Annotated in this window: 16 protein-coding genes, 1 other RNA gene and 1 pseudogene; 5 read left to right on the top strand and 13 right to left on the bottom strand. The window is 68.9% G+C overall.

Going from position 1 to position 15,003, the window contains the following annotated elements:
• Positions 1-28 precede the first annotated feature (28 nt).
• Positions 29-889 (top strand): annotated as a pseudogene (locus AS96_RS15990) (recombinase family protein); the annotation flags it as partial.
• A 976-nt stretch (positions 890-1,865) separates the two neighbouring features.
• On the opposite strand, the gene ssrA reads toward AS96_RS15990, so the two are convergent.
• Positions 1,866-2,235, bottom strand: a transfer-messenger RNA (tmRNA) gene (gene ssrA / locus AS96_RS14995).
• A 99-nt stretch (positions 2,236-2,334) separates the two neighbouring features.
• Here ssrA and AS96_RS09105 point away from each other — a divergent pair.
• Positions 2,335-2,994 carry an SIMPL domain-containing protein gene (locus AS96_RS09105; protein WP_036288705.1) on the top strand — a complete coding sequence of 220 codons (660 nt, stop codon included), beginning with the start codon at positions 2,335-2,337 and terminating at the stop codon, positions 2,992-2,994.
• A 124-nt stretch (positions 2,995-3,118) separates the two neighbouring features.
• On the opposite strand, the gene smpB is transcribed toward AS96_RS09105, so the two are convergent.
• The 3 genes from smpB to ftsE all read right to left on the bottom strand — a co-directional run bounded on the left by smpB (position 3,119) and on the right by ftsE (position 5,693).
• Entirely contained in the window at positions 3,119-3,595 is a 477-nt protein-coding gene (smpB, locus tag AS96_RS09110) for an SsrA-binding protein SmpB (RefSeq protein WP_036288708.1), read from the bottom strand.
• A gap of 80 nt (positions 3,596-3,675) precedes the next feature.
• Positions 3,676-4,590, bottom strand: coding sequence for a permease-like cell division protein FtsX (gene ftsX / locus AS96_RS09115; RefSeq protein ID WP_036288711.1), 915 nt, complete (start codon positions 4,588-4,590; stop codon positions 3,676-3,678).
• A complete protein-coding gene (gene ftsE, locus AS96_RS09120; RefSeq protein WP_036288714.1) occupies positions 4,587-5,693 on the bottom strand; it encodes a cell division ATP-binding protein FtsE in 1,107 nt (368 codons plus the stop codon). The genes ftsX and ftsE overlap by 4 nt, the downstream gene beginning before the upstream one ends.
• A 38-nt stretch (positions 5,694-5,731) precedes the next feature.
• Here ftsE and AS96_RS09125 point away from each other — a divergent pair, with 38 nt between their 5' ends.
• On the top strand, positions 5,732-6,490 hold the full coding sequence (locus AS96_RS09125) for an alpha/beta fold hydrolase (protein ID WP_231477193.1): 759 nt from the start codon (positions 5,732-5,734) through the stop codon (positions 6,488-6,490).
• Here AS96_RS09125 and prfB read toward each other — a convergent pair whose 3' ends face one another.
• On the bottom strand, positions 6,491-7,603 hold the full coding sequence (gene prfB / locus AS96_RS09130) for a peptide chain release factor 2 (protein WP_036288717.1): 1,113 nt from the start codon (positions 7,601-7,603) through the stop codon (positions 6,491-6,493).
• A gap of 73 nt (positions 7,604-7,676) precedes the next feature.
• Between prfB and AS96_RS09135 the strand changes: the two genes are divergently transcribed.
• Together AS96_RS09135 and AS96_RS09140 are read left to right on the top strand one after the other, a co-directional pair.
• Complete coding sequence (locus tag AS96_RS09135) at positions 7,677-8,927, top strand: MFS transporter (RefSeq protein WP_081768019.1); 1,251 nt, start codon at positions 7,677-7,679, stop codon at positions 8,925-8,927.
• Between the two features lie 35 nt (positions 8,928-8,962).
• On the top strand, positions 8,963-9,634 hold the full coding sequence (locus AS96_RS09140) for a DUF6226 family protein (RefSeq protein WP_036288723.1): 672 nt from the start codon (positions 8,963-8,965) through the stop codon (positions 9,632-9,634).
• On the opposite strand, the gene AS96_RS09145 is transcribed toward AS96_RS09140, so the two are convergent.
• The 8 genes from AS96_RS09145 to AS96_RS09185 all read right to left on the bottom strand — a co-directional run bounded on the left by AS96_RS09145 (position 9,627) and on the right by AS96_RS09185 (position 14,819).
• Positions 9,627-10,052 (bottom strand): pilus assembly protein TadG-related protein, encoded by a 426-nt coding sequence (locus AS96_RS09145; protein WP_036288727.1) that lies wholly within the window; start codon positions 10,050-10,052, stop codon positions 9,627-9,629. The two genes, AS96_RS09140 and AS96_RS09145, sit on opposite strands and share 8 nt — an antisense overlap.
• Positions 10,049-10,525, bottom strand: coding sequence for a TadE family protein (locus AS96_RS09150; protein WP_331280307.1), 477 nt, complete (start codon positions 10,523-10,525; stop codon positions 10,049-10,051). The genes AS96_RS09145 and AS96_RS09150 overlap by 4 nt, the downstream gene beginning before the upstream one ends.
• On the bottom strand, positions 10,509-10,898 hold the full coding sequence (locus tag AS96_RS09155; RefSeq protein WP_036288733.1) for a TadE/TadG family type IV pilus assembly protein: 390 nt from the start codon (positions 10,896-10,898) through the stop codon (positions 10,509-10,511). Before AS96_RS09155 ends, AS96_RS09150 begins: the two co-directional genes overlap by 17 nt.
• 14 nt (positions 10,899-10,912) lie before the next feature.
• Positions 10,913-11,092 carry a hypothetical protein gene (locus AS96_RS09160; RefSeq protein WP_005055077.1) on the bottom strand — a complete coding sequence of 60 codons (180 nt, stop codon included), beginning with the start codon at positions 11,090-11,092 and terminating at the stop codon, positions 10,913-10,915.
• 108 nt (positions 11,093-11,200) lie between these two features.
• Positions 11,201-12,127, bottom strand: a complete 927-nt coding sequence (locus AS96_RS09165) for a type II secretion system F family protein (protein ID WP_036288736.1) — start codon at positions 12,125-12,127, stop codon at positions 11,201-11,203.
• A complete protein-coding gene (locus AS96_RS09170) occupies positions 12,124-12,981 on the bottom strand; it encodes a type II secretion system F family protein (RefSeq protein ID WP_036288738.1) in 858 nt (285 codons plus the stop codon). Before AS96_RS09170 ends, AS96_RS09165 begins: the two co-directional genes overlap by 4 nt.
• Positions 12,978-14,168 (bottom strand): CpaF family protein, encoded by a 1,191-nt coding sequence (locus AS96_RS09175; protein ID WP_036288741.1) that lies wholly within the window; start codon positions 14,166-14,168, stop codon positions 12,978-12,980. Before AS96_RS09175 ends, AS96_RS09170 begins: the two co-directional genes overlap by 4 nt.
• Before the next feature lie 222 nt (positions 14,169-14,390).
• Complete coding sequence (locus tag AS96_RS09185; RefSeq protein ID WP_231477194.1) at positions 14,391-14,819, bottom strand: SRPBCC family protein; 429 nt, start codon at positions 14,817-14,819, stop codon at positions 14,391-14,393.
• Positions 14,820-15,003 lie beyond the last annotated feature (184 nt).

Genomic DNA, 15,003 nt, shown 5'->3' on the forward strand with positions numbered 1-15,003 from the left:
CAACTACGGCCTGCCGGACCTGCCCGGCATGCCCGACCTCGACAAACTCACCGCGCCGCACGTCCGCCAGCTCCAGCTCGGGAACGTCCTGGACGCCACGCTCGACCTGGACGCGGTGCCGAAGGGCCAGCGCGCCGTCGTGTACTTCCGCGTCTCCGACCCCTCGCAGACCAAGACGTCCCGGGACTACGCCAACGGCGCCTCGATGGAGACCCAGCGGCAGCTCTGCTACGAACGCGCCACCGCCCTCGGCTACACCGTGATCGAGGAGTATGTCGAGCCCGGCAAGTCCGCGATGTCGATCGAGAAGCGGCCCGTGTTCCGGCAGATGCTCGCCCGCATCCAGGCCCGCCGAGACGTCAACGTCGTGCTGGTCTATATGTTCGAGCGCGCCGCCCGCAACCAGTGGGAGGACGCCGTGCTCGGCATCGTGTTCCAATCCCTCGGCGTGCAACTCATCTCCGTCACCGAGCCGATGGACGACACCCCGGCAGGCAAGGCCATGCGCGGCATGATCTCCGTGTTCAACGAGATGATGTCCACCTCCCGCGGTGCCGACATCAAACGCAAGATGGAAGCCGCCGCCAAACGCGGCCAGACCCTCGGCCGCGCCCGCCTCGGCTACCTCAACGTCCGCGACATCTCCGAAGGCCGCGACATCCGCACCATCGAAATCGACACCGAACGCGCCCCGTTCGTGAAGCTCGCCTTCGAGCTCTACGCCACCGGCGAGTACACGCTGAACGACATCGTCGACGAGCTCACAGACCGCGGCCTCACCACCCGGGCCACGGCGAAGCGCCCGGCCGGGCCGGTGTCCGTGAACAAGGTGCATCAGATGCTCCGCGACCCGTACTACACCGGCGTGGTCACGTACGACGGCGAGCAGATCCCCGGCAAGCACCACCCGCACATCAGCCAGGAGCTCTTCGACAAGGCGCAAGAGGTCAGCCGCATCCGCGGGAAATCCGGCGAACGCCGCCGTGAGCACCATCACTACCTCAAAGGCACCGTGTTCTGCGGGCAGTGCAAGCAGGAACGCGACATCGACCGGCGCTTGCTCGTCCAGCGCACGGTCGGCAAGAACGGGCAGGAGTACTTCTACTACTTCTGCCCCGGCACCAAGGACGGCACCTGCACCAGCCCGCACCACAACCTCTACCGCGTAGAGGACGCCGTCGAACGCCACTACAAGACCAAGCGCTACACGCCCGAGTTCCTCCGCGCCTTCCGCGCGCTCATGGCCGACACCCTCGGAAGCCAGGACGAAGCCCAGCGACTCCTCAAGAAGCAACTCGACGGCCAACTCGACGCCCTCGACGTGCAGGAAGAGAACCTGCTCGACCTCGCCGCCGACGGCACCGTCGCCCCCGGGAAGATCAAGGTGCGACTGCGGAAGATCGGGCAGGAACGCGAACGGCTCACCACGCAACGCGACGCCGTCGCGGTCGACCTGACCTCCGGGGCGAAGTTCCTCGACTCCCAGCTCAGCCTGCTGGAGAACCCGCACGAGCTGTACAAGAACACCACCGACGAAGTCCGCCGCCGCCTCAACCAGGCCGTGTTCGGCGCGATCTACATCACCGACGAAGACGTCGTCGGCAGCCGCCTCACCTCTCCGCATGACGCGCTGTTCGCCACCGAAGCTGCCTACCAGGCCGCTACCCTCGGCCTGAACGAGGACGCCATCCGGCAGCACTTCGCCGCTGCCTTCGCCCGCAGCCAGGGCCAGACCATCCCCGCCAAACACAAAGAGACCGCCCCGAAGGGCGGTCTCTTTGCTGACAACTCAACAGTCGCGACAACGGCCTGGAGCTCACTCTTCACCGGCTCTGCAGCAGGTGCTGTTTCGAGTAAGCCTCCTATGGTGGAGCTGGGGGGAATCGAACCCCCGTCCAACGCTGAGATACTGCGTCTTCTCCGGGCGCAGTCTGTGAAGACGTTCTGCTCGGCTCCGACCTTTGTCACAGACACCTAAGTCGACGAGCCCAGCCTGGGAAGAGTCCCGTGTGACGTCCAGGCGCCGTCACACAGCAAGACCCCTAGATGACGCCAGGGTCCGTGGCGGGGTCACACACGGTCTGACGGACTATCGGGCTCGCTTAGGCAGCGAGGGCGAAGTCAGTGCGCTTGGATTCGGCACTTGTAGTTTTGCAGAGATCGTTAACGAGATAACCCTGCATCCTCGGCCCGCTTCTCGCAGATTCACAGACGCTGTCGAAACCGATCAGCCCCTTGTGCGTCACGGCGACGTGCCGTGCGGCGAATGAGCCACTGTCACTTTGTGGAGTTATCAGCGGATGCCGTCGGCACCCGAGCATTACAGTTTACCCCATGAGCGAGGTCACGATCACCGTCCGAGGAGAAAGCCACACCCGTGTGCTGCCCGAGCGCGCGGTCGCGCACGTCACGGCATCCGCCGACGGGCCCGAGCGCGCGGACGTCGTCGCGCGGGTGGCCGGCCTCACCGAGCCGATTCGCATCCACCTGGCCACACTCGCATCGGCGGGCACGATCGCCGACTGGTCGAGCCAGCGCATGTCGGTATGGGCCGACCGACCCTGGAACAGCGAGGGCCGGCAGCTCGACCTCGTGCACCACGCATCCGTGGAGATCACCGCGACCTTCGCAGACCCGGGCTCCCTCTCCGACTGGCTCAACGACATCGCAGCGGTCGACGGGCTGCAGGTGGGCGCGGTCGACTGGCAGCTCACGCCCGAGACCCGCGCTCGCGTCGAGCGGGAGGTCGCGACGGATGCCGTCGCCGCAGCCGTGGAGCGCGCCTCCGCCTATGCCGCGGCGATCGGACGAAGCGAGGTCGTACCGGTCGAGATCGCTGATCTGGGGCTGCTGGGCGCCGCATCCTCCCCCACCCCCGCGCCGCGGATGATGGCGAAGGCCGCGGCGGAGTTCGATCGCGCCGCCGCCGTCGAGTTCCGCCCCGACGACATCGTCGTATCGGCGGGCGTCGAGGCCCGCTTCATCGCACGCTAGGTCGCGGCATTTCGTGCGACGCGCGCCGCACGGCGTCGCACCGACTCCGCAGAATCACACGTACTCCGCATCCAGACGCGCCTCCGGCTGCGGAGTTCGTGACATTCTGCGGAGTTCGTGGGGACTACTCGCCGCGGAGGTTGCGGCTGCGCATCGCCCGCTCGGCCTCGCGCTTGTCTTCGCGCTCGCGGATCGTCTGCCGCTTCTCGTACTCGCGCTTGCCCTTGGCGATCGCGATCTCGACCTTCGCACGCCCGTCGGAGAAGTAGAGCTTCAACGGAACCAACGTGTACCCGCCGGCGCTGACGGCGTGCGACAGCTTGACGATCTCCTCCTTGTGCAGCAGCAGTTTGCGGGTGCGCTTGGAGGCGTGATTGGTCCAGTGCCCCTGCGAGTACTCCGGGATGTGCACGGCATCGAGGTAGGCCTGGCCCCCGTCGATGTAGGCGTATCCGTCCGACAGGTTGGCCCGGCCCTGACGCAGCGACTTCACCTCGGTACCCGTGAGCACGAGGCCCGCTTCGTACGTCTTCTCGATGGTGTAGTCGTGGTGCGCGCGACGGTTGGTCGCGACGACCTTCTCCCCGCGTTCCCTGGGCATGGTTGATCCTCTGTGGTGGATGGCGTTGTTCCGCCGATGGACGACGGGATGCCGCGGACACGGCAGCCCGTCAGTCTATCTCACGCCCGCAGCCACCGGCGGATCGCGAAGCTCGCCGACAGCGCGGCGAGCACCAGGCCGATGACCACGATGACGGGGATGACGATCGCGGCATCCCCCATGTCGATCCAGTCGGTGATGAAGCTCACGCGACCCTTGAGGTACTGGCCGACACCGAAGTGCACGCCCACGACGATCGCGGCGCCCGCCATGAGCGAGCCGATGAACGCGGCGAAAACGCCCTCCAGGATGAACGGCGTCTGGATGAACCGGTTGGAGGCACCGACAAGTCGCATGATGCCGACCTCCCGTCTTCGCGCGTAGGCCGACAGCCGGATGGTGGTCGCGATGAGCAGGACAGCCGCGATGAGCATGAGCACGGCGATGCCCACGGCGATGTACGTCGCTATCGTCAGGGCGGAGAACAGAGGCTCGAGATACTGCAGCTGGTTCTTCACCTCTTCCACCCCGGCCATCCCGTTGAACGCCTCGGTGATGACGTCCGCCTTCTCGGGGTCGATCAGGCCGACGAAGTAGGTGTTGCCCAGCTGCGCAGGGGTCACATAGTCCTTGTACTCGTCGCCGTAGAGCTTCAGCAGGTTCTGGTAGGCCTCGTCGGAGGACTCGAACCGCACGTCGCGCACAACCCCGCTCAGCGCGGAGCTCGACAGTCGTTGCGAGACCTGATCGATCTGCTCCTGCGTCGCGGCGCCGTCGGCACACGTCGTGGCCGTGGAATCCTCGCGGCACATGATCACCGAGACCTGCGCACGCTCGGACCAGTAGTCGCGCATCTTGCCGATCTGCATCTGCATCAGCATCGCGGCACCGACGAACGTCAGCGACACGAACGTCACGAGCACGACGGAGATCACCATCGACGCGTTGCGGCGCAGTCCCGTGAGCGCCTCGCCGAGAATCAGCTGCATCCTCATGAGGTCGGTCCCACTTCGTCGTTCTCGTCGGCTTCGCGGCCGCGGCGGTCGGCGACCCCGAGTTTGCCGAGGTCGATGTCACCCACGCCCAGCTCGCCGAGGTCGACCTCGGGGGCGGCGATGGTGATCGGACGCGTGAGCGGCACCGGCTCCCCGCTCGCCGGAAGAGGCGCGGGACGCTGCATGGCCGGTCGCGGCGACGCGTCCGCCGCCCGGTCGGCAGGCGTCGTGGCTGCAGGCGCGGGAGCGGCCGGGCGTGTGAGGGGCGGGGTCGCCGCGGCATCCGGCGCCGTCGGAGGCGCGGGGACGGGCTCGACGGGAGCTTCCGCGATCTCGCGCTGCAGTTCGAGCACCGCGGTCAGGGCGGCCGTTGCTGCCGCGCCGCGTTCCGTCTGCGGTTGCAGCGAGGGCAGCGATGACGTGTCGCCGTAGCCGCCGTGGCGGTCGTCGCGCACCATCACACCGCCGCGCAGCTCGATGACGCGGCGCTTCATCTGATCGACGAAGCCGGCCTCGTGGGTGGCCATGACCACCGTCGTGCCACCGGCGTTGATGCGGGCGAGCAGCTGCATGATGTCGATGGAGGTCGCCGGGTCGAGGTTTCCGGTGGGCTCGTCGGCGAGCAGGATCTGCGGCCGGTTGACGATCGCCCGCGCGATCGCGACGCGCTGCTGCTCGCCACCCGACAGCTCGTGCGGCAGGCGCTTCTGCTTTCCGTCCAAGCCGACGAGAGCGAGCGCTTCGGGCACGGCCTGCTGGATGAACGCGCGGGATGCGCCGATGACCTGCAGCGTGAAGGCGACGTTCTGGAACACCGTCTTGTTGGGCAGCAGACGGAAGTCCTGGAAGACCGACCCGATGTGCCGACGGAAGTACGGAACCTTGCGTGTCGAGAGGCTCTTGAGGTCGCGACCGAGCACGACGACGCGGCCCTCGCTCGGGCCGTCCTCCCGCAGGATCAGGCGCAGACAGGAGGACTTTCCCGAGCCGGACGCGCCCACGAGGAAGACGAACTCCCCGCGCTGCACCTCGAAGTCGACGTCGCTCAGCGCCGGCTTGCTGGTCCCTCGGTATTTCTTGGTGACGTGCTCGAACCGGATCATGACTCGATGAGCCTACGTCGCCCCCCTGCGGATGCCGGGTGCGACACTCGCCGCGTGTCGACTGCACTCCCGACAGCGTGGCCGGGTGCGCATGCTCGATCGTCGGCATCGGCGAGAGCGCGCACGTCATCGTGCTGCACCCACGCGGCACGAGCCGAACCGGCGGCCTGTCACGCGGATGGTGGACGGATGCCGACGACGTCGTCGCTCCGCTCGACGCGCTTCACGTTCCCTCGGTCTCCGTGCTCGCTCATTCGGCCGGCACGCGGCTCGCGCTGGCGACCGCGACGCGCCACCCGGGCCGCGTCGCGCCCCTGGCGCTGATCACACCGCCGGCGACCTGGCTGTGCGGATCGCCATCCGACGCCGCGGCCATCGGCGCCGCCCGCACCGAGCCCGAGGTGGTTTCCGCGCTCGTCGCGCTGGGCGAGGACACCGCGACCACCGACGCCGACGTCGACGAGCAGTTCCAGCGACAGGCGCCGGCCAACTACGCGAAATGGACGGAGCGTGAGCGCGACCATGCCCGTGTCGGGCGGGTGTCTCTCGCGGCGGCATCCGCGTGGTTCCACGACATTCCAGCCGAGGCGGCCGAGCGCATCCGCTCGGCGCCTCTTCCAACGATGACGGTCATCGCCGGCGACGCCGACCTGCTCACCGGGGTGCAGCCCGTGGCCGACTATGCCGCAGCGATCGGGGCCGAACTCGTCTGGCTCGCCGCGTGCGGCCACTACCCCTGGGTGGAGCAGCCCGCCGCGTTCCGCGACGCGGTCACGACATGGCTGGGCCGCGACTGATCAGTCGTCGTCGTCCTTGCGCTTGCGCCAGCGGATGCCGGCGGCGATGAGGCCGTCGAGGTCGCCGTCGAAGACGACGGCGGGGTTGCCGACCTCGTAGCCGGTGCGGAGATCCTTGACGAGCTGCTGGCCGTAGAGGAAGTAGGAACGCATCTGGTCGCCCCAGCTGGCCGTGATGGTACCGGCGAGCTCCTTCTTCTTCGCGGCCTCCTCTTCGCGCTTGAGCAGCAGCAGACGCGTCTGGAGCACGCGCATGGCCGCAGCGCGGTTCTGGATCTGGCTCTTCTCGTTCTGCATCGAGACGACGAGGCCTGTCGGCAGGTGGGTGATGCGCACCGCGGAGTCGGTCGTGTTGACCGACTGACCGCCCGGGCCCGACGAGCGGAACACGTCGACGCGGATGTCGCTTTCGGGCACCTCGACCTCGACGGCCTCTTCGAGCGCGGGGATGACCTCGACCGCGGCGAACGACGTCTGGCGCTTGTCCGCGCCGCCGAACGGGCTGATGCGCGCCAGTCGATGCGTGCCGGCCTCGACCGACAGGGTGCCGTACGCGTAGGGCGCGTCCACCTCGAACGTGGCGGACTTGATGCCCGCTCCCTCCGCGTAGGAGGTGTCCATGACCTTGACGGAATACTTGTGCCGTTCCGCCCAACGCAGGTACATGCGCAGGAGCATCTCGGCGAAGTCGGTGGCGTCGTCGCCGCCGGCGCCGGAACGGATCGTGACGACCGCGGGGCGGTCGTCGTACTCGCCGTCCAGCAGCGTCTGCACCTCGAGCTGGCCGATGACGTCCTGCAGCGCGGCGATCTCGCGGCGCGCCTCGGCCGCGGTGTCTTCGTCGTCCATCTCGTGCGCCAGCTCGACGAGCACATCGAGGTCGTCGAGGCGCTGCTCGACGTCGGTGACGCGCTTGAGGTCGGCCTGACGATGGCTGAGTGCGCTCGTGACCTTCTGCGCCTTCTCGACGTCGTCCCAGAGGTCGGGGGCACCGGCTTCGTCGGACAGGCGCGCGATCTCCGCACGCAGTCCCTCGACGTCGACCACCGCCTGGATGTCGGAGAAGGTGGAACGCAGGGCCTGGATGTCGGCGGAAGGATCGAAATCAAGCATGACACTCCAGACTAACGTGGATCGGGTGAGCTCCCGCATGCCAGATCCCGCGTCCGCGCCGGGCGTGGGACCGATGCTCTGGCGCCTGGCCCCCATGATCTACGGTCCGACCGTGCTCTTCGCCCTCGGCGAGGGGGCCGTCGTTCCGCTCTTCCCGGTGATCGCGGCGCAGCTGGGCGCCGACGTTCCGACCGCAGCACTCGTGGCCTCGGCCCTCGTCGTCGGGCAGCTCTGCGGCAACATCCCGGCGGGCTGGGCCGTGAGCCGCATCGGCGAGCGGATGACGATGATCGTCGGCGGGGTGCTCGCACTCGGCGGCGTCGCCGGGATGCTGTTCGCACCGAGCCTGCCGGTGCTGGCGGCCGCGGTGTTCCTCATCGGATTCTGCGCGGCCGCGTTCGGTCTGGCACGGCATTCGTTCATGACGACGCGCGTGCCGGTCGCCTACCGGGCGCGGGCGCTGTCGCTGCTGGGCGGCACGTTCCGCCTCGGCATGTTCGTCGGGCCCTTCCTCGCCGCCGCCCTCATTGCGATCTTCGGCGATGAGCACTCGACGGTCTGGTTCTTCGGCGCGTGCCTGCTCGCCACGATCGCACTGCTCGTGTTCGGCGCCGACCCGGAGGATGCCGTACCGGTCCCCCGCGTCACGCGCTCGTCCGGCGACTCGAGGCTCGCTGAAGACACCGGTGAACCTGTCACCGGGTCGATCCCCGTGCCCGAACGCGTGGGCGTCTTCCGCACGATGTGGCGCTTCCGCGGCGTGCTGTCGCGGTTGGGGCTCGCGGCGGCATCCCTCTCGGCGGTGCGATCGGCGCGTCAGGTTGTGCTGCCGCTGTGGGGCGTGTCGATCGGGCTCGACGCGCAGACGATCGCGCTCGTCGTCGGCATCTCCGGCGCGATCGACTTCGCCCTCTTCTACGCGAGCGGCCAGGTGATGGACCGCTTCGGCCGCCTCTGGGCCGCGCTTCCCGCGATGGTGCTGATGGGGTCGGGTTTCCTCGCGCTCGCGTTCACGCACGACCTCTCGCAGGCGGCGATGTGGTTCGCCCTGTTCGCGGCGGTTCTGGGCGTGGGCAATGGTCTTTCCAGCGGCATCTTGCTCACGCTCGGCGCCGATGTCGCACCGCAGGACGACCCGGCGGCCTTCCTCGGGTCGTGGCGGACGCTGACGGATGCCGGGGGCGCGATCGCTCCCCTGCTCGTCTCTGCCGTCGCCGCGGTGGTCTCCCTCTCGGTCGCCACCGGCGTCATCGGCGTGATCGGCCTCGCGGGGGCGGCCGGGTTCATCCGCTGGGTGCCGAGGTTCGTGCCGCGCACGCGATGAGTGCGCGCCGATCACGGCTGCGGCAGGATGACGGGATGAGCCCCTACACCCGCCCGTCGATCGCACCGCAGGTGTTCGTCGACGCCGACGGGCAGGTCATCGACTACGGGCACCGGTGGTCCGACTCGCCGCCGACCGAGGCGTATTCGGTCACCGTGCATCCGGAACGGTACGCTCCGCTGCACGCGGTCGCCGCGGCACTCATCGACCATCTGCGGCTCACGTACGACGTCGAAGTCGACGAAGGTGCGCATGTCGTCGCCGACCTTCTCGCAGCACCGAGCTGGGATGTGCCGCGCGCGGTGCGGGTGCGCCCCCGCGATCCGGAGTGCGCTCCGCTGACATTCGTGCTCACGGCTTTCCCGGGGGTGATGGTGCACGCCGGCCTGCTGCAGGACTTCCCCTACCCGCTGTGCGGATGCGACGCCTGCGACACCACGTGGCAGCGCGAGGCCGACGAGCTGGAGGAGCACGTCTTCGCCGTCGTCAGCGGCAATTGCAGCGAGAGCGTCGAGCGGCGTGACGGAGAGCCGGCGGCGTGGTACCAGGTGCGATACCCGAACGGCTCGTCCGGAGGATCCTCGAGCGCGACCACCATCGAGCCGGGCCATCTCGCGGCGGCGGAGCGCGTGCTCGATCAGCTGCCGTCGGGATGGGCCGCGTGGCCGCGCCGCCGGGAAACCGCGGAGGGCGAGTCGGCTACCTGAGAGCCGTGCGGCTGGTCGCGGTGGCCTGTAGCGGCCAGCCGTCCGGGACGAACAGCGTCAGCACGGGAGGGTGCCAGGTCGTCGCGACGGTGACGCGCGCCGAGACACCATCGGGTGTGGATGCCGCAACCAGCTCGGCCGTCTGGGTGGCCGCGAGCAGCTCCTCGGCCTGAGCGTAGACGCCGGCGTCCGTCAACCGTGCGGTGGGACCGGTCGCGTCGACGGTGAGGGTGAAGCCGTCCGCGCCGGCGAGTGCCGCCGCGTCCGCTGCGGCATCCAGGCGCTTCTGCGTGAGGTAGAGACTCGTCGCGTCGACGCACACGAGCACCAGCACGACCGCGATGACGAAGTAACCGAGCGCCAGGATCAGCACGCTGCCGTCTTCATCGTCTCGAAGGCGCGACGCGAGGGCCCTCACGGCTCGACCCAATAGCGGGAGACCTTCTGCACCCCGGTCGCGGTGACCGGCACGCGCGTCGCCTGGTCGAGACCCAGCACCGGCGGGACCAGCGGCAACGGCACCTCTGCCGTCACCGTGACCGAGAGCATCGCTCCGGCCGCGGGGCACGGCCCGGGCGTCGCGCACTGCACCTGAACGTCGAGAGTCGAGCGGTCGATGCCGTATTCGGCGACGATGGCATCGACGACCCGCTGAGTGCGGGCGTCGGCTGTCGCTCGGTCGGATGACGAGGCGATCGTGCGGGCGAGCTGCCGTGCAGCTGTTTCGGCTCCCAGCGCCTGGGATTGGATGCTGCCGAGCGCGACGATGAGGTAGACGATGGGCACGAGCAGGATGAGCCCGACGGTGATGAACTCCAGGGATGCCGAGCCGCTGTCGTCTCCGAGCGTCGCGCCCCGAATCGCCCGCGGTGGGTCAGTCGAAAGTCTCACGCGGGGCACGGGCGCTCACCTCCATCCCGGAGGGCACTCCGAGCAGTCCCACCAGTGGGAGCGTCGCCACGACGCGGACCTCCACCTCCGATCCGCGCGCCGTGTCGGTGTCGGCTGCGCTCACCCGAGCGCCGATGCCGTCACCCACGGCCGTCGCGATCAGCTGTGCAGTGCGTGCGGCGCCGGCTTCGGCATCCGTGTCGGCGAGAGCGCCGAAGTAGGCGCCCTCCACCGCCGCATCGTGGACGACGTTGCGGATGTACACGGCGAGCGCCAGCTGCAGCACGCCGAGGGCCAAGAGAGTGAGAAGCGTTCCGACGAGCACGAACTCGACGGTGCTCGAGCCGCGCTGATCGTGGCGGAGGCTCTCCACGCCGATTCCCGGAGTCAGAGTCCCGAGACGCGGCTCAGCGCCTGCTCGAACAGCGCAGCCAACGCGGGGCCGGCGAGAGTCCAGATCGCGACGACGAGTCCGGCCGTCATCAATGTGACGAGCACCCAACCCGGAACGTCACCCGTCTCATCGTCGACGAACTCGCGCAGTGCGGATCGGTGTGAACTGTCCATGCGTCGAGTCTGATCGGATCAGATTTCGCACGCGGGAGTTATCCACAGCAGTGGGAACGAGGCGCGAGGTATCGCGCTACGCGACGACGACCGGCACGGCTCAGCCTGTCAGCCGACACCGAGGCGCAGCATGACGATGCCGGGGAAGATCGCGAAGAGAACCGACAGGGGCAGAATCAAGAACACGAGCGGCAGAAGCATCAAGATCTCCTTGCGCCCGGCCAGCTCCAGCAGCCCCCGCTTGGCGTCCTCTCGCGCGTCGACGGCCTGCTCCTGCAGAACATGCGCGAGAGGCGCTCCACGGTCCATCGCCGCCACGAGGTGCTCGATTGCTCGCGCGAGTGCCGGCACGTCGAGGCTCTTCGACACCGAAAGCAGCGCGTCCGGCAGGCTCGATCCGGTGCCGCTCGCCAGGACTGCCGCGCGGAGCTCACCGGTCAGCACGCCGGAGCCGACCTCGCCCACGCGACGTAGCGCATCGCGCAACCCTTCACCGGCAGCCAGGCACAGCGAGAGGAACTCCAGCACGGTCGGAAGTTCCTCCTCGACGCGCGTGATCCGCTGGCGCGCCGCTCTCGTCAGTCGGTAGTCGCAGCCGAGAACTCCGGCCGCGGCGAACAGTGGTGGCAGAAGAGCGAGGGTCGGCGCTGCGCGTCCGAGGAGAGTCAAGGCGACGATGAGAAGGCCGCCCGCGCCGAGGCCCCCTACGGCCCACCCGAGCTGCAGGGCGCGGAAGGCCACGACGTCCTGACGCCACCCGGCCTGGCGGAGGCGACGCGCGACGCTCCCTCCACCGCCGAGTCCGACCCAGGATGCGGCGACCCGGTCTCGCACGAGCCGCCACGAGGAGGCGACCGCCGGCGCCGCGAGCGGAGTGATGCCGCGCGGATCGGCGATGTCGCGCAGGTAGGGCGCGACGCGACGCGACAGCGAGGGCGCCGCCCACCGCGGAAGCCGGCCGATGGCCAGCACAAGCCCCGCTCCCAGCGCGACACCGAGGACGACGGCGGATGCGGCGAGGCTGACGATGCTCATGCGAACCACCGCCGCGGCTCCGGCAGGCGACCGATGCGAATGGTGAGGCGGTAGGCGCCTACCGAGACAACGGCACCGATGATCACGACCACGACGCCGGCGGGACTCGCATACGCGCTGGCACCTTCGGGGCGAAGCGCCAGCAGACCCAGAACGATCCAGGGTGCGACCACACCGACGACCGCTGCTCCACGCACCCATGACTGTCGCGCCTCGACTTCGGCGCGGAGGGTGGCGTCGGCCCGCACGGATGCCGAGAGCGCACGAAGCACGGCGGTCAGCTCGGTCCCTCCGACCTGGCGTGCCATGCGGAGTGTCTCGATGATCCGGTCGGCCACCGGATCGGCGAGAGCGGCCTTGAGGCGGAGTGCGCTGGAGTCGAAGTGTCCCGATGCGGCCATGTCGACGCGGAACCGGTCGAACGCGGGTCGCAGCGGAGGGGGTCCGCTCGTGGCGAGAGCGGCCACGGCATCCGGCAGCGACATGCCGGCCCGGGCGGACGAGATCAGGAGGTCGCACACGTCCGACCACAGCGCGCGGCGTGACCGCCGAAGCCGCCGCGCACGCCCGCGGAGCCAAGTGAAGGGCGCTGCCGCTCCAGCCGCCGCCGCGACCAGCGCGACGGCGCCGAGTCCGGTCGCCAACCAACTGATGGCGCAGAACAACGCAGACAGGACAGCCGCGATGAGCACCGGGCGCATCGTGGAGGCGTGGGCGAAGCCCGCCTCATCGAGCATGCGCGATACACGACCGTCCCGCTGCGGTGCCTCGCGGCGCTCGTTCGCCGGCCACAGCCAGGGCGACAAGACGAGGAGGATGCCGGCAGCGAGCACCGCGCCCCAGACGACCGTCATGAGCCGCCCCGTCGAAAGACGACGCGGGTGTCGATGGCATCGTCGTGAATGCGACCGGTCGTCTCGATGACCTCCTCGACGAATCGCTCACCGCCGGTGCCGCGCCGACAGTGCACGACAAGGTGGACGCCGGTCGCGATAGCAGGTTGGACGAACGCGGCGTCGATGTTGCGGCCCGCAAGCAACGGCAGGGTGGCCAGGCGCGACAGGGCATCGTCGGCGCTGTTCGCGTGGATCGTCGCCGCGCCCGGCACGCCGGTATGCAAAGCGAGAAGGAGATCGAGTGCCTCCGCGTCACGGACCTCCCCGACGATCAGGCGATCGGGGCGCATGCGCAGTGCCTCCTTCACGAGGCGACGCAGGCTCACCGCGCCCGTCCCCTCCAGACTCGGCTGGCGCCCCTGCAGGGCGACGATGTCGGGAGCCGTGACCGCCAGTTCGAAGGTCTCCTCGACCGTGATGATTCGCTGCTCGGGGCGACACCCGCCGACAAGCGCCGCCAGCATCGTCGTCTTGCCCGCATGTGTGGCTCCGGACACCAGGACGTTTCGCCCCTCCACCATGGCGTCGCGCAGCATGTCAGCGACGTGCGCGGGCAGCGATCCTGCGCCGACGAGGTCGTCCAGACTCCGCCGCGCGGGAAGGAACTTGCGGATGTTGACGGCGAGGTGCGAGCGCGTGATGTCGGGGATGACGACGTGAAGTCGGCTTCCGTCCGGAAGTGACGCGTCGACGAACGGCTGGCTGAGATCTACCCGTCGTCCGGTGGCGTGCAGCATCTTCTCGACGAGATCGCGCACCGCCTCGTCGCTGAGGCGCATCGGGACGCGCTCGCTGCGCCCCGCGCGCGCCGCGAAGACCGCACCGGGACCGTTGATCCAGATCTCCTCGACCTCCGGGTCGTCCAACAGCGGTTGCAACGGTCCGTAGCCCGTCACCCGCGCAAGCACGTCGCGGACGGCGGCGCCCTCGTCGTCGACGAACTCGAGCCCACGGGCGAGGGCATAGTCGTTGTGACGGCGAACCTCCGCTACGGCCGCCTGGTGGGCGCAATCGGGGTGGCGGAGCGGATCGGCCTGTTCCTCACGAAGCCGGTCGCGCACACGTTCCGCGATCGCCTGCACAACACTCGCCGACGCCCCCGCCGACACGAGCGGCGCGTCGGGCGTGTACGTGGAGGGGCTCACCCCGGCATCGTGGCATCGTCGACGCACCGCCGGTGAGAGATATCCACAGCCCGACGCCTGTCCGGCGACAGCTCTCTGCCGCGGCAGCAACGTCGTTGAGCGGTGCTTCAACAAGCTCCCGCAGTGGCGCGGGATCGCGATGCGCTCAGACAAGACCGCCCGCGACTACCACGCCGGCCTCTGCCTCGCCGCGACACTCCACCGGCTCACCACCGGCGTTCTCTAGGCATCGAAGTCGACTGCTTCACCCTCGCTCATCCGCTTCAATCGCGCCAAGTGGTATCGCCACCCCTCTGCGTGTTCCGCAGGCAACGAGTGCGGAGTTCGAGCACGGCAGAATCCTGACTCGGTGAGGGTGACCGAGGTTGCCTGCCCGTGCGCTACCAGCTCGATCACGACGTCGAGAGGGTGCTCCCAGCCCTGTTCGGTCCAACTGAATCCGAGCACATGCGGCTCGTCACAACGCGTGACGCTCCCCGTCGCGCATACCTGACGGCCTTCCTCGACCCAGGTCTCGACGAGCGGCGAGCCAACGGCCGCCTCGAAGCGCATCTCAGGCCACCATGCACCTCGTCCAGCCGTCAGGAATCGCCAGACAACCTCGGCGGACGCATCAACGTCCGCCGCCACCGTCACCGAATCACGAGGCATACAGCCAAGCTATCGATCCAATCGAGGCCTTTAGCAACACGCCCTAGCTCGACCGGGAAGCGCGCATCATCCAGGACCACCACGCCAACGCAGGCATAGCGATGCCGACGGTGACGGCGGTGTCCCGCGTCAAGTAGTTGGCAGGATTTCTTCTGTTTCAAAGGTGGGGGTGGTGGGGTCGGCC

Origin of the sequence: Microbacterium sp. MRS-1, assembly GCF_000585455.1 — a bacterium.
GTDB classification, from domain to species: Bacteria; Actinomycetota; Actinomycetes; order Actinomycetales; family Microbacteriaceae; genus Microbacterium; species Microbacterium laevaniformans.